A 21,053-nucleotide genomic window follows, 5' to 3' on the forward strand; every position below is an offset into this window, starting at 1 on the left:
ACTTCAAGTAACGCTGAAATTGCCAAGAGGGCCCCATCAAATGCCAAGAGATGCCATGAGATTGCCATTGCTCTTTGGATATCTTGATCTGGCGATTTGCCTGATACCGGTTGTCCTAAGCCCCCAACAGAAACTAAAGTTACTATATGCCGCAAATCGTTGAAACTACCCATGAGCTGCTACCTAGAGAGCTGGTGATCTATCGCCGTGAGCGCAGTGGCATCTGGCAATGTCGCTATAAGGTTGCTGGAGTTTGGCAAAGAGCTTCTACTAAGGAGCGAAAGATCGAGCTGGCTAAAGATAAGGCTAAAGAAATCTTCTTTGAAGCACAGATTCGTAATCGCTCTAATTTGCCTGTTGTTACTCGTCGCTTTAAAGATATTGCCAAGCTAGCTATTGAGCGTATGGAGCAAGAGTTATCTGCTGGCAAAGGCAAAGTCATCTATAGAGACTACGTTCGGGTGATCAAGGATTACATCATTCCCTCGCTAGGTAATCGCATGATTACTAATATTGACTATGAAGCACTAGAGCAGTTTGATCGAGATCGGATTGAGCTGATGGGTAAAGAGCCTACGTCTAGTACCTTACATACGCAAAATGCTGCGATGAACAGGGTATTTGATGAAGCGGTGATTCGGGGATTCTTAACCGAAGCCAATCGTCCCAAGCTTGTAGCCAGTAACGGCAAGAAGAGTGACCGCAGACCTGCATTTGAATTGCATGAACTAAAAGCCTTATTAGCTAATCTAGAGCCTTGGATTGATGCTGCTCGTAATCAAGCAAGTCGTGAACGTAGATTAATTATGCGCGACTATATTGAGATGCTAATCGATACTGGCGCAAGACCTGGTATTGAGCTACTGGATATTAAGTGGAAGCAAATTCGCTTCATGATGAGCCCAGTATCGACATTAACAGATCAAATCGACGAGCATGGTAATCGCATAGAAGTGCATAACCTAAACCGTAGTTGTGAGCTTACTGTTACTGGAAAAACAGGCACCAGGCAAATTATTGGTAGGCAGCCCACAGTAAAGGTGCTGGAGCGTATAGCCCAGAGAAACTATGGGGTTGATAGCTCTTTAACTGAGCCCCTTAAGGATTTAATTGTTCCTACCAATGAAGATTATGTATTTAGGACTAAGGATCAAAAGGAGGATGTCAGTGAATCCTTTCAGAAGATGTTTATGTGTTTCTTAGATGATCACAACTTGTTAAAGGATCCAAAGACAGATCAAAAGCGAGTGTTTTATAGCTTACGTCATACGTATGCTACTTTAGCGTTAACCCATGACCGAGTACCTATTCATACCCTAGCCAAGCAAATGGGTACCAGTGTTGTAATGATTGAGCGCCACTATAGTCACTTAAAGGTTATCCAAGCAGCAGAACAGCTCCGTGGTGCGGAAACTAGGCGGTTAATTGAGGCTGACGCTAAAGTTAGTGCGAGCTATCAAAGTAAGAAGCGGGCTGAACGAGAGCTACGTGCGGCATAGGTCAGATGCAAGCGTTACTTTAAGTAACGCTTACGATCGAGAACTCTCGCGACCAACGGATTAAAAGACTTAAGAATTGTGCTGAACAGTAATCAAAACATTAGCTTAAACCTGCTTAGAAAGTGATGTGATATCGGCGGTTGGTCTAGCGGGTTTGGTTGGCGTAAGGTGGAGATCAATTGGTTTCGACAGCGTCTTGTTGGAGTGTCGCGTTTCCGGACGCTTATGTTGTCGGGTTAACCGACACTTGGAATGGGAGCTATCGGCCACTAAGAGACCTTCTGAAGTTGTTGAGCCGCCTCTTCCACCAAGTCATTGGGTATTCAGGGGGTTGTGGCATTACAGCAGCTATGTGAGTGATTAATCCATTTGACTTGTATGGAAAAGCTCTAAATGCAAAATACGAAGAAATATGCTGTAATTAGCTAATGAGAAAAATCCTGATAATTCTGGCCCTGCTAGCTTTATCGATACAAACATCCTATGCTACGGTTTCTGCTTACTGCCAAGAAGAGCAGGCAGCAGCTTCTCATGTTTCACATCACGAGCATGAGAAGCCAGTCAGCATTGCCTCTGCTAGCGATTCTGCAAGCTACGATTCTGATTGTGGGGTCTGTCATTTGGCGCATTCTCCAGCATTGCATTCCACTTTTAGCATTTCAGTTACCTCTACCATCTTTCATTATGAAGATGCACGAGTAGAGTTTTTAGTCGATATTTCTCCTCACCGCCCCGAAAAACCCAATTGGCTCGCTCTCGCCTAAGTTAGCGAGAGCCTTAACCTAATTCTTCTCCTCTCGCTAACTCTGTTTTGAACAAACAAATGGAGTTTTTATGTTGCGAGAGTATTCGGGCGTAGTTCGTCGCTGCGTCATTCAATTTACTGGATTGGTATTTATATTGGGATCGCCAATAGCGCTGGCTAATGCCGAGCTCAAAGGTGGATCGACCTTAAAGTCCTTCTATGAATCTTCATGGGAGCGCCAACCTGACTACAAGTCCTATCAGTATCGAGTAGAGGCCGCGCTTGCTAAGCAAAAAATTGCTAGCAGCCTTTTGGTAAGCCCAGCTTCGGTTGAAGTGTCGCAAAAGACCGATAGAACTAACAGCAATCAAGGCGCTAGTGAAACCATACTGGGTTTAGATATCCCCCTGTGGTTATGGAATGAGCGGTCAAGCTCAATTAATTTAGCGGATGCTGAATATAAAAAGCTTTTGTCTCAATACTATCTATCCCAATTGAGAATTGCAGCTGAAGTAAGGGATGCCTATTGGAATTACCAGAAATCAAAAATTGAGTCTGATTTAGCGCTACGCAGAAATGAGAATGCAAAGAGCTTAGCTCTTGATGTTGAAAAGAGATTTAAGGCTGGAGACTTATCTCGCGCTGATCTTCATCAGGCCAATGGTGCCCTCGCATCATCAGAAGCTTTTTTGGTCGAAGCGCAGGCCAACGTAATTAATGCTGAGCAAAGGGTGCGTACTTTATTAGGAAGTGAGTATCTCAAGAAAATTCAATTCGGTGACATTGCTAAAAATATTGAACCGCTACCTAAGGTTCCTGAAAACCTGTCAGGACTAGATTCTAGTTTGCCAATCGTTGCAGCCCTTGTAGATCAGTTAGAGGTTGCTAAAAAAGCAGTTGACCTAGCAAAGTCTCAAACTCGGGCTTCCCCACAATTGCAAATATGGACTACTAAGGGCCGTGAAGTCTATGGCGTTCCGTATCAGCAATCAGTTGCTGTTGGGTTAAGAATTCCTTTTGGCTCTGATGCTCGCAATACCAATAGATTGGCCAGTGCTACTGCTGAGATGGTCGATTCAGAGGTTCGATTGTCCTATGAGCGAGAGTCTGCATTAAGTAATGTGGAGTCAAATGTGGCTTTAGTGAAGTCGGCAAAAATGAAGCTTGGCGCTGCAGATAAGAGGTCTAACTTAGCCAATGAAACACGTCAATTTTTTGACAAATCATTTCGCTTTGGTGAAACCGATTTGCCCACAAGACTACGTATTGAGCTAGAAGCAGTGGATGCAAATAGGCAGGCTGCAATTGCAAAAATCAATTACGCAGTTTCAGTTTCAAATTTACGACAGGCCCTTGGCCTGTTACCAGAGTAAGGTCACTTTAACTATGAATTTATTGAACAAATATAGTCAGTGGGCGTCAAAACTATTAATTGCGCTATTTCTGACGATCGCATCGGCAACTTATGCAGGTCCTGGTCATGGGGAGGAAAAACCCACCACTGCACAAACTCAATCACTACCTCGCTTTTATGCTGAATCTGATCTCTATGAGGCGGTAGGAGTGATTAACGGCAAGGAAATCACGCTCTACCTAGATCGCTACTCCTCCAATGAATTGGTCAAAGGAGCCAAGGTTGAAATTGAGCTTGAGGGCTCTAAAATTAGTTCAGAGCCTCATGGCGATGGAGAGTATCTCTTTCGCCTAAAAAATAAAATTAAAGATCAGCCTACTGCGATCACCATCACGATTAATGATGATGATGTTACCGACATACTAGCAGCCACTATAGATCTAAGTTCCTTTGAGCGCTCCTCATTGATCACTTGGAAATCAGCAATAAAGATCTTGCTTTATTTCAGCCTCTTGATGGCAATTGCCTATTTGTCTTATCGCAAGAAAGAGGTGTTGATGACGAATACAAAAAAACTAATCAAACAAATTAAGGAGCGGGTATGAATCGCAAACAGAGAGATTTTGTATTTCGCCCCATTGTCCTCATTAGTTTATCTGTGGCGCTATTTGCTTTTAAGGTTTATGCTGGGCCGGGTCATGGCGAGTCGGAAGTATCCCAAGTTCAAGGTGACGCCCCTAAAAGACAGTCGGACGGCAGTCTTTTTATTCCCAAGCCTGCGCAACGCCAGTTACACGTGATGACAGCTCCTGGCCAGTTCGGCGAATATGCCAAAACCTATGATTTAGCTGGAAAAGTCATTATGGATCCTAACTTTGGCGGTAAGGTGCAAGCGATTGTTGCTGGCCGTATTACGCCGGGACCAGCTGGTTTTCCATTGCCCGGACAGAAGGTTAGTAAAGGCGATGTCTTGGCGTATGTAACGCCAGAGGCTGGCCCAGGAAAATCAAGATCACTTGCGGAAAGTCGACTAAAGCGTTTGCGAGATCTGAGCGATACGGTCCCTCGTAAGACTATTGAAGAGGCAGAAGCCGCTGTTGCTAATGAAGAATTAAGAGCCCCAGTCAGCGGAATTATTTCTACTACGGGTGTCGTATCTGGCCAAGTAGTGCAAGCAAGAGATCTAATCTTTGAGGTCGTTAATCCATCCAAGCTATTAATAGAAGCGCTTGCCTACGATTCAAGTCTGAGTAAGAACATTGCTGATGGCAAGGTGGATGCCAATGGCAAAGTGATTGAGCTCAAGTATCTTGGTGGTGGACAGACCCTCAGAGAGCAAGCCTTACCTCTAACTTTTTCTGCTAAATCGGACGATCTCCAATTTTTACCCATAGGTCAGCCCATTCGAGTATTTGTAAATACCGATAGCAAGATCACTGGAGTAAAGGCGCCTTCAAAATCATTAGTCAAAAGCAGCTCGAACCAAACAATTGTCTGGATTAAAAAGTCCCCAGAAATATTTGAGCCAAGAACAGTTGTATATGAGCCTTTAGATGGTCAGAGCATTGTTATTACTAGTGGTATTAAAGATGGTGAACGAGTCATTACTGATGGGGCATCCCTCATCAATCAAATTCGTTAAGGATTAAGACATGTTTACTTGGTTATTAGATTTCAGCTTAAAAAATCGCATGATAGTGATTTTGCTCGGTGCTATATCTATGTTCTATGGTGCCTACACCTTAAGCAAGATGCCTGTGGATGTCTTTCCCGATCTGAATAAGCCTACTGTCACCATCATGACCGAGGCTGGCGGAATGGCTTCAGAAGAAGTTGAACAACTCATTACATTCCCACTCGAAACGGCTATGAATGGTTTACCGGGAGTAGAGGCTATTCGCTCAGTATCTAGCGCCGGCCTCTCTTTCATATACGTTACTTTTGACTGGACTGTAGACATCTATCGCGCCAGACAAATGGTTTCAGAAAGACTGTCATCTATGGAGGGAGCAATTCCGGATGGCATTGTTTCGCGCATGGGGCCCATTAGTTCGATCATGGGTGAGATTATGCAAATTGCCATTCCGATTGATGAATCTAAGATTTCATCCATGCAGGTTCGCGAGTATGCTGATTGGGTTTTGCGACCCAGATTGATGGCTATCCCCGGGGTAGCGCAAGTCATTCCTATAGGTGGGCAAGTCAGGCAGTTTCAAGTGCAACCCAATACTCGCCGTATGGCGGAGCTAGGCCTTAGCATATTGCAGATTGAAGATGCATTGCGGGGCTACTCTGCAAATACGTCTGGTGGATTTCTTGAGTCCAATAATCGTGAGTATCTTATTCGTCATATAGGGCGAACCTCTAGCCTTGAAGATTTAAAGAACATTGCCGTATCGAACCGCAATGGACAAACAATACTTTTAAGACAAGTTGCAGATATTACTTTTGCACCAGCAGTTAAGCGAGGCGATGCCGGTTATGAAGGTGGGCCAGCAGTCATTCTAGGTGTACAAAAACAACCTTCAGCAGATACGGTAGCGCTAACAAAAAAGATTGAATCGGCTATTGCAGAATTAAAGCAGGGCTTGCCAACTGGCATGGAAGCTCCAAAAGTAACATTTAGGCAGGCGAGCTTTATTGATGCATCCATTAGCACTTTAGAGGGTAAGCTGATTGGCGCATCAATCTTTGTTGCTGTAGTGCTGTATTTCTTTTTAGGAACAATTCGCCCGGTCCTCATCTCATTAACAGCAATTCCAGTTTCAATTCTCTTAACTGCCCTAGTTTTTAAGTACTTTGGTTTATCAATTAATACGATGACCTTAGGAGGCTTAGCCATTGGAATCGGCGGCCTGGTTGATGATGCAGTAGTTGATGTGGAAAACGTAATTCGTCGCCTTAGAGTAAATCTAGATAAAGCATCTTTAGACCAATTAAGTCCACTAGCGATTGTGAGAGCCGCATCGCTTGAGGTAAGAACCGGAATTATCTATGCTACAGCCATCATCGTTTTGGTATTCATCCCATTATTTGCATTACCAGGTATAGAGGGGCGACTATTTGTGCCTTTGGGTATTGCATTTATAGTCTCTACTCTTGCATCGCTTTTAGTTTCAGTCACTATCACGCCAGTACTCTGCTTTTACTTGCTGCCCTCAATGCAGTCCCTGAGGGATCACGATACAAAGATTGTCACTTGGCTTAAAAGCCATTATGAGGTTCAGTTATCAAGGTTATTGGCGGCGCCTAAAAAGCCTCTGATGTATGCTTTTGCATCCGTCATAGTCGCTGCTGCCAGTGTTCCCTTTATGGCGAGCGCATTTTTACCGCCCTTTAACGAAGGGACTTTACTGATCGGATTGCGTTTAAATCCTGGTGTCTCTCTCTCTGAATCGGCGGGCGTAGCTAGCCAAGCAGAAAAGTTAGTCAGGCAGGTTCCAGAAGTGACTTATGTTGGACGCAGGAGTGGCCGCGCAGAATTGGACGAGCATGCGGAAGGTGTACATGTGAGCGAGTTAGATGTTGGTTTAAAGCCTGCGGGAGATTTAGATCGCTCCATGGCTGAGATACAGGCAGATATCAGGTCAAGATTAGTTAACTTACCCGCTGCAATTGCGATCGGTCAGCCAATCTCACATCGAATAGATCACATGCTTTCAGGAGTGCGATCGCAAATTGCTATTAAGATCTTTGGCGATGATTTGGACGTGCTGCGTAGCCAAGCCGACCTTCTAAGATCGAAATTGGCAGGCATTGAAGGCTTAGTTGATCTAGAAATAGAAAAGCAGGTTTTAGCACCACAAATTAAGGTCCGAATTGATTACGATAAGGCGGCGCAATATGGAGTTTCAACATCTCAGATTATGGCCACCTTGCAGGGCATGGTTGAAGGGGAGAGGCTCTCGCAAATTATTGAGGGTAATCGACGGTTTGCCTTAGTGATCAAGTTACCAGACTCAGCAAGAAATTTAGAAGGGCTTGCTGATATCTTGATTGATACGCCAAATGGAAAAATTCCACTCTCCAAAATTGCTAGCATTGAGGATGGGGATGGCCCAAATCAAATTAGCAGAGACGGCGGTAAGCGAAGAATTGTCTTATCGGCTAATGCCTCCAAGCGTGCCCTGTCAGATATCGTGGCTGATATTAGAACTGTGATCTCTAATCAGACTCTTCCAGAGGGTTACTTTATTACTTTAGATGGTCAATTTAAAGCGCAAGAAGAGGCATCTAAAGTAATTGGTTTGCTATCGATTGGATCATTTCTTTTGATGTTTGCGGTTTTAAATAACCGCTATAAGTCCATGCGCCTATCTTTAATGATTATGTCTAACATTCCCTTAGCTATGGTCGGAGCAGTGATTGGTTTGTGGATTTCAGGCCAGCCACTCTCGATTGCTGCATTAATAGGATTTATCACGCTAGCAGGAATATCTGTGCGTAACGGAATCTTAAAAATTAGCCATTACTTAAATTTGATGCAGTCAGAAGGTGAATCGTTTAGTCTGGCAATGATTATTCGCGGATCAATTGAGCGCTTAAGTCCTGTACTAATGACAGCTTTGGTCACAGCTTTTGCCTTGGCACCATTGTTATTTGAAGCAGAGCGTCCTGGTACAGAGATATTGCATCCAGTAGCAGTTGTTATTTTCTCCGGGCTCATCAGCTCTACCTTATTGGATACCTTTTTAACGCCAGCCATGTTTTGGCTTTACGGGAAAAAAGCATCTGAAATAGCCTTGAGCAATATGAAAACTAACGAAGTATTTTAATTTAAAGGGGTTTATATGAAATCAATGATGGTGATTGCAACCTTGCTAATCAGTTTTATTGGTCCAGCCCATGCTGGAGCCGGCCATGATTTAAAGCCAATGCATGGCGGTGTCATAGTAGAGGCTAAGGACATTGATGTTGAATTGGTTGCAAAGCCTGATAGCCTATCGCTGTATTTGACGGACCACGGTAAACCGATACCTATAGATGGTGGGACCGCAAAGCTGACAGTCTTAATTGGATCAGATAAAAAAGATTATGAGCTACTGCCTAATGGAGGCAAATTGGAAGTGAAAGGTAATTTCGCTATTCCCAAGGGAGCTAAGGCTATAGCAGTTATCAAGATAAAAGCGAAAGTGATTACAGCAGGATTTAATTTATAGCCTAAATCAGCTCAATCTAGTCTGTACTCTGGGTCGCCCTAAATGATCTGGATTAACCTCGCTGAATAGTAAAGACAGCGCCCATCTATAGTTGGTTTTGGGTCGTTATCGGTCCATTGCTAACGGCATCCTACTATGTTGGTTAACCCGACAACCGTCGTGTTTCGAGACGCTCACGGCTAATCAGTGCTTAACATTCCCACTCACAACGACCCAATATTGTCTATTGTTCCCAACGGGCTTAAAAATGTCGAATTGGCTTTAGACAGGGTTCCTTGGGTGTTAACGATTGGTTATTGGTAAATCGGCAAAAGGCCGATGACTGCTTTCGGCTAATAAGAGGCGGTAGTGTCACCTCTTTTTTACTTCACGGGTAGCGATAATTTATTTAAGATCCCGCAGTGTGCTGAGTCCTGATTCGCATGGCATTGTTTTCTGAGCAGCTTTAATTGTCGTTCAAGTTGGCGTAGCTCATTAATTCGATTGCTTACACCTTCAATATGGGCATCAAGCAATTCATTTACTGCATCACAGTTTTCATCGGGCAAATCTTTTAAGCGAAGTAATTGACGAATTTCACTTAAGGTCATGTCCAGCGAGCGGCAGTGGCGAATAAATGTAAGGCGTTGCAGGTGCTGATCCCCGTAGATTCGGAAGTTACCCTCAGATCGAGCCGGTTTTGCTAACAAACCCTCTTGTTCATAAAACCGAATAGTTTCCACTTGAGTGCTTGTGGCTGTTGCTAGTTCACCAATTCTCATTTGACCTCCAAGTTTTTACATTTTTATTCTAATCCCTTGACTCTATAGTTACTATAGGGTGTTAAATGTTTTATGTCTTCATCATTTAGGTTTCCGCTATGAGCGAATGCAATACCTCCTGTAGCTGTTCTGCATCAACTCCTGTGACAAAGGCTTCTGAGATGCCGAGCAAGAATAAGGCCATCTATCGCATTGAAAATATGGACTGTCCAACTGAAGAGGCGCTTATTCGTAAAAAGCTAGCGAGTGTAAGCGGCATTGAGTCGCTGGATTTTAACTTAATGCAAAGGATACTCACGGTTGGTCACAATCTCAACTCACTTGACGCTATCGAGTCCGCTTTGGGTTCAATTGGAATGCAGGCGGTGCTACAAATTGGTGAGACTTCTACAAAGGACAGCTCACTTGAGCCTATGCCTAAAACCAATTGGTGGCCATTGGCTATTGCAGGTATCACTGCAACCTTGGCTGAAATCATGGAATTGCTGCAACTTGGTAATCAGTGGATTGTCATTGCTCTAGTAATCGCCTCAATTGCTTCAGGGGGCCTTACCACTTATAAAAAGGGCTGGATTGCATTAAAGAATGGCAATCTCAATATCAATGCCTTAATGTCAATTGCAGTCACAGGCGCGATGGCGATTGGAAGTTGGCCAGAAGCCGCCATGGTGATGTTCTTATTTACTCTAGCTGAAGTAATTGAAGCCAAGTCATTAGATCGTGCTCGTAATGCGATTCGTGGCTTATTAGACCTCACCCCTGAAACCGCAACCGTTCAGCAAGCCGATGGCTCTTGGGTGCTAATAGATGTTAAGGCTATTGCTTTAGGTGCTTTAGTTCGAGTGCGTCCCGGAGAGCGAATAGCTTTAGATGGCATATTAATTAGTGGTAACTCGGCAGTAAATCAAGCGCCAATCACGGGTGAGAGCCTACCTGTCGATAAGATAATTGGCGATGAGGTATTTGCAGGAACGATCAATCAGACAGGATCGTTCGAATACAAAGTTACTGCAGAAGCGACTCATTCAACGCTAGCTCGAATTATTCATGCAGTAGAAGCAGCGCAAGGAAGTCGTGCGCCTACCCAGCGTTTTGTTGATCAATTCGCTAGGCTCTATACCCCAGCGGTCTTCTTGCTTGCAGTATTAGTCGCTGTTTTGCCTCCATTGTTAATGGCGCAGTCATGGCAAGAGTGGATCTATAAAGCATTAGTCATGTTAGTGATTGCCTGCCCTTGTGCCTTAGTGATCTCAACACCAGTAACGATTGTGAGTGGCTTAGCATCTGCCGCAAGAAAAGGCATCTTGATTAAAGGGGGCGCTTTTTTAGAAGCAGGACGGAGCATGAAGGTCTTGGCAGTAGATAAGACAGGGACCCTCACCTACGGGAAGCCTGCACAAACGGACTTTTTTGCATTAAGTGGCAATGACAAGCATATTCACGAAATTGCCATCAGTCTTGCGGCACGATCTGATCATCCCGTATCTCTAGCAATTGCCCATGCTAATCAAGAGCAAAAGAATGATTTAAAGACTGTAGATAGCTTTGAGGCGATTCTGGGTCGCGGTGTCAAAGGCGTTATTGAGGGTAATTTGTATTACCTTGGCAATCATCGACTGATTGAAGAATTGGGTTTGTGCTCTGATGATATTGAGAATCGTTTATTACCACTAGAGCAGCAGGGCAAAACGGCCGTATTGCTTACCAACCAAACAGAGGTTTTAGCTATTATTGCGGTGGCCGATACTGTTAGAGAAACAAGCAAGCAGGCTATTGATGAGCTTCACCAATTAGGCGTGACTACCATCATGCTCACTGGTGACAATGAGCACACCGCTAAGGCAATAGGTAAACAGGTGGGTGTCGATGAGATTATGGGTAATTTATTGCCTGAAGATAAGCTCAAAATAATTGACAGTCGCCTAAAAAAGGATCCCAATGTAAAGGTAGGCATGGTTGGAGATGGCATTAATGATGCCCCCGCTTTAGCAAGAGCAAGTATTGGATTTGCGATGGGGGCGGCTGGAACCGATACTGCGATAGAGACTGCTGATGTTGCGCTAATGGATGATGATTTACGCAAGATTGCTACCTTTATTCGGCTATCCAAATCAACCGCTCTAATTCTGACTCAAAACATTGTTCTTGCTCTTGGCATTAAAGCTATTTTCCTTGTGCTTACCTTTACAGGGCAAGCCACGATGTGGATGGCGGTATTTGCGGATATGGGTGCGAGCTTGCTAGTAGTGGCAAATGGATTGCGGTTATTAAGAAGTTAGACAGTAGTCAATATTCAGCATTTAACTCAAGGAGTACTAAGATGAAAAAGCTAGGATGTGTTGCGATTTTAAGTTTGGGTGTTTTATTAAGTGCGCCCGTTTTGGCGCAATCAGCAGGGGCAGGCACTAAAGCCTCACAGACACAACAAAAAAATGTTGATGTAGCGGAGTTTGATAAGCAAGCCGCTCAAATTCAAGAGAACTTTAAAAAGATGCAACAGCAGATGGATCAGATCCGTGCAACTCAAGATCCGCAAGAAAGGCAAAAGCTGATGCAGGCTCACTGGAGCACAATGCAGGGCAACATGAATATGATGCAAGGCATGTGGGGTTCGGGAATGATGGGTTGTTGTGGTGGTAACGGCGGCATGATGGGTGGACACATGATGGGTTGGAATGGTATGGGCCCCTATTACTCTAAATTAACACCTGAGCAGTTAAAGCAACGCCAATACATGATGGATCAATACATGGGTATGCAGCAGAACATGATGAACCAAATGATGCAGCAGAACTATATGTGGATGGATCGGTCAAGGTAGTAACACACTAGGGGGATGAGTTACTGGACTTGTCCTCCAAGGTCTCCCTTGGGTCGATAAGATCCAAATTGATTGAATTCACTCAGATGACTCAAATCGGCCGGAAGTAGTCACTGCAATTCTAGTAACTGAACTCATTTAATTACAATTTCAGAATTAAAGAAGATAGAAATTTAAATTGTATCTTAAACCGCATCAATCTTAGTCAACGCTATAAAGAGGCGAGAAGCCGCCCCCCAAGGTTCTTAAATTTGTAGTTTGTCCTTGGTATATGCGTGTTACTGTAATGAGTGAGTTACCTTCAAAGACATAATCCCTAATATCGACTTTAAGATCAGCCTCATTGCCATCAATCTTGATGGTTCGTTTGCTTGGTGGAATTACTTTTTGTGCAATATAGCTTTTATCCTTAATTTGACCCCATACACCTTTAGTTAATTTATCTCCGCGATATACAGCGCGACTCCCATAGCCTTGACTGGGCTTGAAAAAGTACTCTTTACGATTGGTCCAAAGAGATTCTTCGTTTTTAGAGGAAACTTTTACAGTCTCTGGAATGTGACTCAGGAGTATTTCTTGTATAGACAAGTCAACCCCTAGGGAGTCAAGATGTTCCCGATTGCTTAAGATGCAAAGGTTATCTTTATTGGCAAATACTGCATGATTAAAGGGGTTTGGGGTGATAGCCACATAATCTTGAAGATAAGCGTCTCTAAGCACTTCGTATGACGAATCTTGAAAATAAAAGTCAGTCGTTCGGTTGTAGATTAAGTCAATTTGAATTTTACCGAAGTAAACCTTTTTGTCTTTAATGGTGAGGCCGTCTGGAGAGGTGATGATTGTCGTGATTCCATGCTTTTGAAACAGGGCTTGGAAGAGTTGAAACTCAGGATATAAGAATTGTTCAGTTGGATTCTCATCAACGATTGCAATTGTCTTTAATTGGGCAGAAGGATCCTTATTGAAGGACCTCCACTCCTGGGTAAACATATCCAGAAAAGTCTCATAAATTTCATTGGGCATATTTCTTACTCCCAAGCGTCTCTCTACTGGCTCACAGCAATTTTTCGATGCCCCAATTTCAAGGGCAGAAATCATAGCGCCGCCTGCATTGGTATTGATTTCAATTAATTGCGGGCCATTTACCCCTAGGTGAAAATCAAATCCATAAAAAACACCACTTGTACTTTGTTGATGCCTAGCAATCAATGGAGCTTGCTCAAGAACTAATTTTTGAAATAAAGGCATTTCGCAAACTTTATAGACCGCTTTTACTAATGCTTTCATCTGATCTAAGGCGGCTTGGTCAATAAATACTCCGCTACTTGAGAGCATCGAGCCTATCGTTGTAGCAGTTGAATCAGCAAGGTCCAGATCACTAATAAGGCGATGAACCTCAATATCTAGTTTCTGTTTGTCAACGCTGATGCAGTTGCACTGGGCATTGAGTTTGGTGGCTTTATCTGACATGGATTTCGTATCTACTATCTCTTCGGTGGGGATGGTGGGGTTTCTTGTAGCACTTTACGATAAACGCACCTTCCCAAACCCTATTCACATCCTCTTGAATTTGCTTGGGTTTATAGCCTCAATAGCTCAATAAGTTAATGCCTAGACTCAAAATGTGAAGGGTAAGGCCGACAAAACGCTAAATTCAGTGTAATATTAAACAATGCGGAAAGTATGCGTTTTCTTATGTTTAAGTTTTTTTATTAGCCTGATTCATGCGGCTAGCATGCCCGTATTCGTTTCCGATCAACACCATGCGCACCAGTCCCAAGCTGCGACTCATGCTGATAATGCTGACTCTCATATGCAGCATAAGCAATGTAACGATTGCACTTCATCGATAGAAAAGTCGGCAAAGAAAGTGGCTACAAAGTGCCATACCGCTTCTCAGTGCTGCGTTGGTATTGCTGATTTAACAGTTTCATCCTCCGTAGTTGCTCCTTTGCAGTATGCGGACAATCTACTGCCTTACGATCCTACTTTGGCACTCGGCCAATCGCTAGGTAGCATTTACAAACCCCCTCGGATTTAAATTTCCTCAGTAGTAAGTAGATTTTGGCGACAAGTCTTGTCGCTACGTTTGTCTATTGGAGAAATTATGAGCATATTTAAATGCATGTGGGGCAATGGAATGTTTCTATTGGCGCTCACATTACTAGGTAGTCCAGTTGCATCGGCGCAAGATGCGGCGGTAAATGGTTCTTCGGCAAAGTCTATTGCCGAGTCGCTGCAGTACACGTCAGTATTTAAAAATTATCAGCCTTATTCGGAAGAGGAGATCATTCCTTGGAGGCAGGCTAACGCTACCGTCCAAAAGATCGGCGGATGGAAAGTGTATGCAAAAGAAGCTGCTCAGGCTGATGTGGCGCCAACAAGCGAAGAGCACTCGAAAAATCATCACGAGGGAGTTAAATGATGATGACCATGCCTTTCAATAAACGATACAAAATAGTATCAATCTTATTTGCGAGTGCTCTTACTGGATGCGCTAGCGTCAATATTGACGAGGCCTTACAAAAAACGAATCTAGATTCGAGTAAATTTACTAATGGCCAGGTTGTTTTAGCAAAATCGTCAGATGAGCGTGATGTTCTTCAGGGTAGAGCTCAGGAACTGCTGGCTAAGAATTTAAATCAAAGCGATGCTGTTCAGCTTGCCTTGATTAATAGTCCAGCCGTTCAAGCACTTATTGCCCAGAATTGGTCTGAAGCAGCGTCTGCTGCCCAAGCAGGCAGAATGTCTAATCCTTATTTTGCTTTTGAGCGAATGGTTACTAGTCCAGAGATCGAATTTAATCGCTGGTTTGTATTTGGATTATTAGATCTGATTACTTTGCCTCAACGCAAAGGAATAGCTGATAAGCGAATTGAACAAGCTCAATTGCGTTTAACTACCGAAATCATTGATCAAGTGACTTTGGTTCGCCAGGCTTGGGTTCGTGCAGTTGCAGCAGAGCAATCCCTCAAATATGCCGATCAAGTTTTTCGAAGTGCAGAAGCAAGTGCTGAGCTAGCAAGGCGCATGGAGGCGGTAGGTAATCTCAATAAGATTACTCGTGCAAGGCAGCAAGCTTTTTATGCAGATTCGGCCACGCAGTTTGCTAATGCAAAACAGACTTCAGTAAGCCGTAGGGAGGAGCTTGTTCGTGCTCTTGGGCTAAGTGAAGCTCAGGCAAAAGAACTCAAATTGCCCAATCGTTTACCTGATCTGCCTAAGCAACCGCCAAATACTGAATTTATTGCGCAGCAAGCTGGCGTGGAGCGGCTAGATATTCGCTTGGCTACAACGACTTTAGAGGCAGCAGCGAAGGCCCAGGGGCTTAACAACATCACCAGTTTTACCGATATTGAGCTGGGCTTTAATCGCGGCACTAAATTTGATTCAGCATCTGGTGAGAGCACCCCAAAGCAGGGCTATGAAATTTCGATTCGACTACCAATTTTCGATTGGGGAAATATGAGTAGGGATGCCATGAATGCCCAAACTTTAGCCGCATTTAATCGGCTAGAGGGCGTTACTCGAAATGCTAGTTCCAATTTGAGGGAGACTTACTCGGCCTATCGAACTGCATACGATATATCCCAACACTATCGAAAAGAAGTAATACCTGTACGCAAAGCCATCGCTGAAGAAAGTCAGCTTCGCTATAACGGCATGATTATTGGTGTCTTTGAGTTGATTGCCGACTCAAGAGATCAGGTCTCTGCAGTAATTGCAGCAATTAATGCTCAGCAACAATTTTGGTTAACAGATGCTGCTTTGCAGTCCTCCTTAATTGGCAGACCAACAATACTCCAGGTGCCTAGCGTTACTGGGGCGGGGATGTTAGCAAACCCTGCCGGACATTGATAAGGAAAAATAATGAGTTCAAGAAGAGATTTTTTTAAATATGCCGGTATTGCTGGCGGTGCTGTCGCGGTTGCAGCAGTTGGCCGCTATGCCTTATCTGGTGCCCCAGAATTAGTGACGCAGGTAAACGCTAATACGATGCCACCATTAACACCTAGTACAGGTCGCCCATACAATCCAGTTGTTACCTTAAATGGCTGGACATTGCCCTGGAGAATGAATGAAGGCGTTAAAGAGTTTCATTTAGTCGCTGAGCCAGTAGTGCGAGAAATGACTCCTGGATTTAAGGCGCACCTATGGGGTTACAACGGTCAAAGCCCTGGGCCAACAATCGAAGTGGTGGAAGGTGATCGAGTTCGGATATTTGTTACTAACCGGTTACCAGAGCAGACTTCAGTGCATTGGCATGGCCAAAGATTACCAAATGGTATGGATGGTGTAACAGGTTTAACTCAAAAAGGTATTCCGCCGGGAAAAACCTTTATGTACGAGTTTGTTGCTCGCCGCCCGGGGACTTTCATGTACCACCCCCATGCCGATGAAATGACGCAGATGGCAATGGGAATGATGGGTATGTGGATTACGCATCCTAAAGATCAAAATCCACTTATTGATGATGTTAATAGGGACTTTTGTTTTTTATTGAGCTCATATGACATTGATCCTGGTAGTTACACACCAAAAGTAGCCACGATGGTTGACTTCAATATATGGAGCTGGAATAGCCGCGTTTTTCCTGGCATAGATTCTTTGAATGTCGCCCTAAATGACAAGGTCCGAATCAGAGTAGGAAACTTAACAATGACCAATCATCCAATTCATCTTCATGGGCATGAGTTTTCGGTCACAGGCACTGATGGAGGCCCTGTTCCAAAAACTGCTCGTTGGCCTGAGGTAACCACTGACGTGGCTGTTGGGCAGATGCGGCAAATTGAATTTCTTGCAGATGAAGAGGGTGACTGGGCGATCCATTGCCATAAGAGCCACCACACCATGAATGCAATGGGGCATAACCTCCCCACCATGATTGGCGTTGATCATCGGGGGGTTGGCAAGAAGATCAACAGTCTGATACCTGACTATATGGTGATGGGTGAAAGGGGTATGGGTGATATGTCTGAAATGGAAATGCCTATTCCTGATAACACGGCTCGCATGATGACGGGTATGGGTCCTTTTGGGTCGGTAGAGATGGGTGGTATGTTTAGCGTATTAAAAGTACGTAAGGATCAAAAGCCTGGCGATTATGCAGATCCGGGTTGGTATAAGCATCCGGCTGGTACGGTGGCAGAGGCTTACAAAGGCGCATTACCTGCAGCTCCAACGCAACTAAATGCTGCAAAACCTATGCAATCAACAAGACCAAGCTCTACAAAAGAAATCGAAGTGCAAGTAAGAAAGCCCAATGGGCATTCTGGACATTAATAATTAAGGAAAACAAAATGAAAAATATTCAATTTACATTGGCAGCAATTGCGATGGCAGCATCTAGTTTGGTGTTTGCGCAAGGTGCAACACAACCTGGCGGTATGGGGATGATGAATCAAGGGGCCATGAACCAAGATCCAATGGCAGCGATGTGTCAAAAAATGCATCCTGAAATGAGTCCTGATCAATGTAAGGCGATGCACGAGAATATGGCAAAAATGACTCCTGAACAAAGGGTGGCAATGTGCCAACAAATGCATCCTGAGATGAGTGCTAGTCAATGTAAGGCGATGCATGACAAGATGCAGGGATCAGGCGCAGGCATGGGGGCTATGGGTGGCATGGGCGCAATGTCTCATGACCATGGCGCTAGTGGTGGTCATGATCATGCCAGCGAAAATTCTAGTGTTGGACAGCCGGGTATTGCAGCCAAAGTAAATCGAACAATTAGAGTTCGCATGACAGACAACATGAGATTTAATCCTAGCAGTATTCAAGTCAAGCAAGGCGAAACTATCCACTTTGTAGTCAAGAATCTGGGTAAAACAAAACATGAAATGGTGCTTGGTACAGATCAAGAGCTACAAGAGCACTATAAGCAGATGATGAAGTTTCCAGAAATGGAGCATGCCGAGCCAAACATGGTTACCTTAGGCGCTGGTCAAACAGGTGAAATTATTTGGCAATTTACGAAATCTGGAAAAGTGCAATTTGCATGCCTACAACCAGGCCATTACGATGCGGGAATGAAGGGATCAATTTCGGTAGCTGGACCTAAATCTGTTTCACCAGCACAGAAAGGGGACGGCCATGGCTCCCATCAACATTAATTTAACAAGAAGGGCTATAGCAATGGGATTGGTGCTAGTGCCGTTTGCATCCAGTGCTGTCAGTGAAAAACCATTGATCACAGTATGGAAGAGTCCAACTTGTGGCTGTTGCAAGGATTGGATTTCGTATGTGGAGAAAAATGGCTTTGCTACTAAAGTGATCAGCGATGGTAATGACCAGATTAGAAAGAAGATGGGCATGCCCATTCAGTTTGGGTCTTGCCATACCGCAGTCATTGATGGTTATGCAATCGAAGGCCATGTCCCGGCGAGGGAAATTAAGCGTTTATTGGCCGAGAAGCCCAATGCTGTAGGGATTGCTGTACCAGCGATGCCCATAGGCTCTCCAGGAATGGATGGTCCTGAGTATGGATCTAGAAAAGATCCTTATGACGTTTTATTGATCTCTAAAAATGGTCAATCCCAAATTTATCAATCTTATCGATAGGAATTAAATTATGAACAATCTAAAAAAATATTTGAGTGTTATTTTTCTACTATCAGGAGTAATCTTGACTCATATAGTAAGCGCCCAATCTACTGGTGCATATACGGCTGGTCAGGTACGCAAAGTTGATTTGGAGCAAGGCAAAGTCACCATTCGTCACGAGGAAATCAAGAATTTAGATATGCCCCCAATGACCATGATTTTTAACGTGAAAAACAAAGCCCTTTTAAATGGTCTTAAGTCTGGAGACCAAGTGGAATTTGTGGCATCAAGCGAAGGTGGAAAGCTATATGTCGTCGAATTAAAAAAGGGAGAATGAAAATGAGTCAAATTTATTTAAATGTCGCCGGTATGACTTGTGGATCTTGCGTTAACCACGTTACCAAGGCACTTGAATCTTTAGATGGCGTATCCAATATCCATGTCGACTTGCAAAAAGGAAAAGTGCATTTAGATAGGGTGAGCTGGAAGAGTGATGATTTGATTCATGCGCTAAATGAGGATGGTTACCCCTCTTCTTTGGACCTTGATGGCAGCGTTCAGGCGCCACAGAAAAAATCTGGTGGTTGCTGTTGTGGTTAACACTCTCTTTAATTCCCAATTTTTAGACATCCAAAAAGGTAACTGTTCTTAAAGACTCAAACTTCAATTAAGTAAAGGAGTAACAAATGCGTAAATATCTTATCGGTCTGTTGGCAATAGCAGCGGTATTGTTATCAGGTTGTGGGTATAACCAAATTCAGTCCCAAGATGAGCAGGTAACTTCTAGCTGGTCTGAGGTATTGAATCAATATCAGCGTAGAGCGGATCTGATTCCTAATCTAGTAAGCACGGTCAAAGGCGAAGCTAAGTTTGAGCAAGATACCCTGACCAAAGTGGTAGAGGCTAGATCTAAAGCTACCTCAATTCAAGCTACTCCTGATTTGGTAAATAATCCAGAAGCTTTCCAGAAATTCCAGCAAGCGCAAGGGCAGCTCACTTCGGCTTTATCCAGGTTATTGGTCGTTACAGAAAGCTACCCGAGCTTACGAACAAATCAAGGGTTTAGAGATTTGCAAGCGCAACTAGAGGGTACTGAAAATCGCATTACAGTTGCTCGTAATCGGTACATTAAATCTGTACAGGAGTACAACGTCACGATTCGTTCATTCCCATCTAACTTAACAGCAATGGTGTTTGGTTATAAAGCTAAGGCAAACTTTGCCGTTGAGAATGAAAAGGAATTAGCGACCCCTCCTAGCGTTTCATTTGATACTCCTGCGGCGAAATAATTGGAGCAACTTTCGTGACCCGCATCTTCTGGCTGCCTAAATGCCTATTCGCCTTGCTAACGCTTTTGGCGCTGCTCTGCTGGCCTCAGTTTTCTGTGGCGCAGCAGACGGTGCCAGCTTTATCAGGGCGGGTCATTGATCAAACAGGTACTCTTACACCCAGTCAGATTGGCTCTCTAGATCAAACCTTAAGCAATTTTGAGGCTAAAAAGGGTAGTCAGATTGTGGTGTTAATGGTGCAATCTACAGCCCCTGAAGCTATTGAGCAATATGCTATTCGCGTAGCTGAGCAATGGAAGATTGGACGGAAAAAAGTAGATGATGGTGCGATTCTGATTATTGCTAAAGCGGATAGAGCCCTTCGGATTGAGGTGGGTTACGGCCTTGAAGGAGTATTAACTGATGCAACTAGCAAGCGAATCATCGACCAAATCATTGTGCCCCGATTCAAACAGCAGGATTTTTATGGCGGCATTACGGATGGCGTAAACGCTGTGATTAGCGTGGTTGATGGTGAGGCGTTACCAGCGCCAAACCCAACTAATACAGAAATGCGTGACCCCGGGGATATTCGTTCGTTTTTACCAATCATTTTTATTGTGGCTTTAGTGCTTGGTGGAATCTTACGATCGATGCTCGGCAGGTTGCCTGGATCCCTCGTTACCGGAGGATTTGTAGCTCTTATCGCCTGGTTTATGTTCGGTGCGTTTTCTATGGCCTTAATCGCCGGTGTTGTGGCATTGGTCGTTGCTCTATCCGGAATGGGGTTGGGTAGACATGGCTTTGGTGGCTATAGCAGTGGAGGCCATGGTGGAGGTGGTGGATTTAGTGGTGGCGGTGGCGGCTTTGGTGGCGGTGGCTCCTCGGGGAGATGGTAAG

General features: G+C 44.1%; 21 protein-coding genes. 19 read left to right on the top strand and 2 right to left on the bottom strand.

Annotated elements, in window-relative coordinates; genetic code table 11:
• The first annotated feature begins 146 nt into the window (after window positions 1–146).
• The 7 genes from ICE93_RS04130 (at window position 147) to ICE93_RS04160 (ending at window position 8,757) form a co-directional block, all read left to right on the top strand.
• The gene (locus ICE93_RS04130; RefSeq protein ID WP_216185854.1) at window positions 147–1,499 is read left to right on the top strand and encodes a hypothetical protein; all 1,353 of its coding nucleotides are present in this window, start codon (window positions 147–149) and stop codon (window positions 1,497–1,499) included.
• A gap of 428 nt (window positions 1,500–1,927) precedes the next feature.
• On the top strand, window positions 1,928–2,263 hold the full coding sequence (locus ICE93_RS04135; RefSeq protein ID WP_015421834.1) for a hypothetical protein: 336 nt from the start codon (window positions 1,928–1,930) through the stop codon (window positions 2,261–2,263).
• 70 nt (window positions 2,264–2,333) lie between these two features.
• Window positions 2,334–3,617: a TolC family protein gene (locus ICE93_RS04140; protein ID WP_015421833.1), complete on the top strand. Its 1,284-nt coding sequence runs from the start codon at window positions 2,334–2,336 to the stop codon at window positions 3,615–3,617.
• Between the two features lie 13 nt (window positions 3,618–3,630).
• Window positions 3,631–4,203, top strand: coding sequence for a hypothetical protein (locus ICE93_RS04145; protein WP_216185856.1), 573 nt, complete (start codon window positions 3,631–3,633; stop codon window positions 4,201–4,203).
• Window positions 4,200–5,240, top strand: coding sequence for an efflux RND transporter periplasmic adaptor subunit (locus tag ICE93_RS04150; RefSeq protein WP_216185858.1), 1,041 nt, complete (start codon window positions 4,200–4,202; stop codon window positions 5,238–5,240). Before ICE93_RS04145 ends, ICE93_RS04150 begins: the two co-directional genes overlap by 4 nt.
• A 10-nt stretch (window positions 5,241–5,250) precedes the next feature.
• Window positions 5,251–8,373: an efflux RND transporter permease subunit gene (locus tag ICE93_RS04155; RefSeq protein WP_015421830.1), complete on the top strand. Its 3,123-nt coding sequence runs from the start codon at window positions 5,251–5,253 to the stop codon at window positions 8,371–8,373.
• Window positions 8,374–8,388: 15 nt separating this feature from the next.
• Entirely contained in the window at window positions 8,389–8,757 is a 369-nt protein-coding gene (locus tag ICE93_RS04160) for a hypothetical protein (protein WP_015421829.1), read from the top strand.
• A gap of 362 nt (window positions 8,758–9,119) precedes the next feature.
• On the opposite strand, the gene cadR is transcribed toward ICE93_RS04160, so the two are convergent.
• On the bottom strand, window positions 9,120–9,518 hold the full coding sequence (cadR, locus tag ICE93_RS04165) for a Cd(II)/Pb(II)-responsive transcriptional regulator (RefSeq protein ID WP_015421828.1): 399 nt from the start codon (window positions 9,516–9,518) through the stop codon (window positions 9,120–9,122).
• Window positions 9,519–9,616: 98 nt separating this feature from the next.
• Between cadR and ICE93_RS04170 the strand changes: the two genes are divergently transcribed.
• Both ICE93_RS04170 and ICE93_RS04175 read left to right on the top strand, forming a co-directional pair.
• Window positions 9,617–11,797, top strand: a complete 2,181-nt coding sequence (locus ICE93_RS04170; RefSeq protein ID WP_216185860.1) for a heavy metal translocating P-type ATPase — start codon at window positions 9,617–9,619, stop codon at window positions 11,795–11,797.
• A gap of 41 nt (window positions 11,798–11,838) precedes the next feature.
• Window positions 11,839–12,339 (top strand): hypothetical protein, encoded by a 501-nt coding sequence (locus ICE93_RS04175; RefSeq protein ID WP_215346988.1) that lies wholly within the window; start codon window positions 11,839–11,841, stop codon window positions 12,337–12,339.
• Window positions 12,340–12,540: 201 nt separating this feature from the next.
• Here ICE93_RS04175 and ICE93_RS04180 read toward each other — a convergent pair whose 3' ends face one another.
• On the bottom strand, window positions 12,541–13,809 hold the full coding sequence (locus ICE93_RS04180) for a hypothetical protein (RefSeq protein ID WP_216185862.1): 1,269 nt from the start codon (window positions 13,807–13,809) through the stop codon (window positions 12,541–12,543).
• Window positions 13,810–14,074: 265 nt separating this feature from the next.
• Here ICE93_RS04180 and ICE93_RS04185 point away from each other — a divergent pair, with 265 nt between their 5' ends.
• From ICE93_RS04185 to ICE93_RS04230, 10 genes are all read left to right on the top strand, one after another.
• Window positions 14,075–14,380 (top strand): hypothetical protein, encoded by a 306-nt coding sequence (locus ICE93_RS04185; protein WP_216185865.1) that lies wholly within the window; start codon window positions 14,075–14,077, stop codon window positions 14,378–14,380.
• Between the two features lie 66 nt (window positions 14,381–14,446).
• Entirely contained in the window at window positions 14,447–14,764 is a 318-nt protein-coding gene (locus ICE93_RS04190) for a hypothetical protein (protein ID WP_216185867.1), read from the top strand.
• Window positions 14,764–16,197 (top strand): TolC family protein, encoded by a 1,434-nt coding sequence (locus tag ICE93_RS04195; protein ID WP_216188267.1) that lies wholly within the window; start codon window positions 14,764–14,766, stop codon window positions 16,195–16,197. The genes ICE93_RS04190 and ICE93_RS04195 overlap by 1 nt, the downstream gene beginning before the upstream one ends.
• Window positions 16,198–16,209: 12 nt before the next feature.
• A complete protein-coding gene (locus tag ICE93_RS04200) occupies window positions 16,210–17,622 on the top strand; it encodes a multicopper oxidase family protein (RefSeq protein WP_215386691.1) in 1,413 nt (470 codons plus the stop codon).
• A gap of 326 nt (window positions 17,623–17,948) precedes the next feature.
• Window positions 17,949–18,455 carry a plastocyanin/azurin family copper-binding protein gene (locus tag ICE93_RS04205; RefSeq protein ID WP_215350260.1) on the top strand — a complete coding sequence of 169 codons (507 nt, stop codon included), beginning with the start codon at window positions 17,949–17,951 and terminating at the stop codon, window positions 18,453–18,455.
• Entirely contained in the window at window positions 18,436–18,903 is a 468-nt protein-coding gene (locus ICE93_RS04210; RefSeq protein WP_082784133.1) for a DUF411 domain-containing protein, read from the top strand. Before ICE93_RS04205 ends, ICE93_RS04210 begins: the two co-directional genes overlap by 20 nt.
• A 64-nt stretch (window positions 18,904–18,967) precedes the next feature.
• On the top strand, window positions 18,968–19,222 hold the full coding sequence (locus ICE93_RS04215; RefSeq protein ID WP_216185869.1) for a copper-binding protein: 255 nt from the start codon (window positions 18,968–18,970) through the stop codon (window positions 19,220–19,222).
• 2 nt (window positions 19,223–19,224) lie between these two features.
• Window positions 19,225–19,485: a heavy-metal-associated domain-containing protein gene (locus tag ICE93_RS04220; RefSeq protein ID WP_216185871.1), complete on the top strand. Its 261-nt coding sequence runs from the start codon at window positions 19,225–19,227 to the stop codon at window positions 19,483–19,485.
• An 86-nt stretch (window positions 19,486–19,571) separates the two neighbouring features.
• On the top strand, window positions 19,572–20,174 hold the full coding sequence (locus ICE93_RS04225; RefSeq protein WP_216185873.1) for a LemA family protein: 603 nt from the start codon (window positions 19,572–19,574) through the stop codon (window positions 20,172–20,174).
• A 14-nt stretch (window positions 20,175–20,188) separates the two neighbouring features.
• Window positions 20,189–21,052 (top strand): YgcG family protein, encoded by an 864-nt coding sequence (locus ICE93_RS04230; protein WP_370624589.1) that lies wholly within the window; start codon window positions 20,189–20,191, stop codon window positions 21,050–21,052.
• Window position 21,053 lies beyond the last annotated feature (1 nt).

Origin of the sequence: Polynucleobacter sp. MWH-HuK1, assembly GCF_018881815.1 — a bacterium.
Classification (GTDB): domain Bacteria; phylum Pseudomonadota; class Gammaproteobacteria; order Burkholderiales; family Burkholderiaceae; genus Polynucleobacter.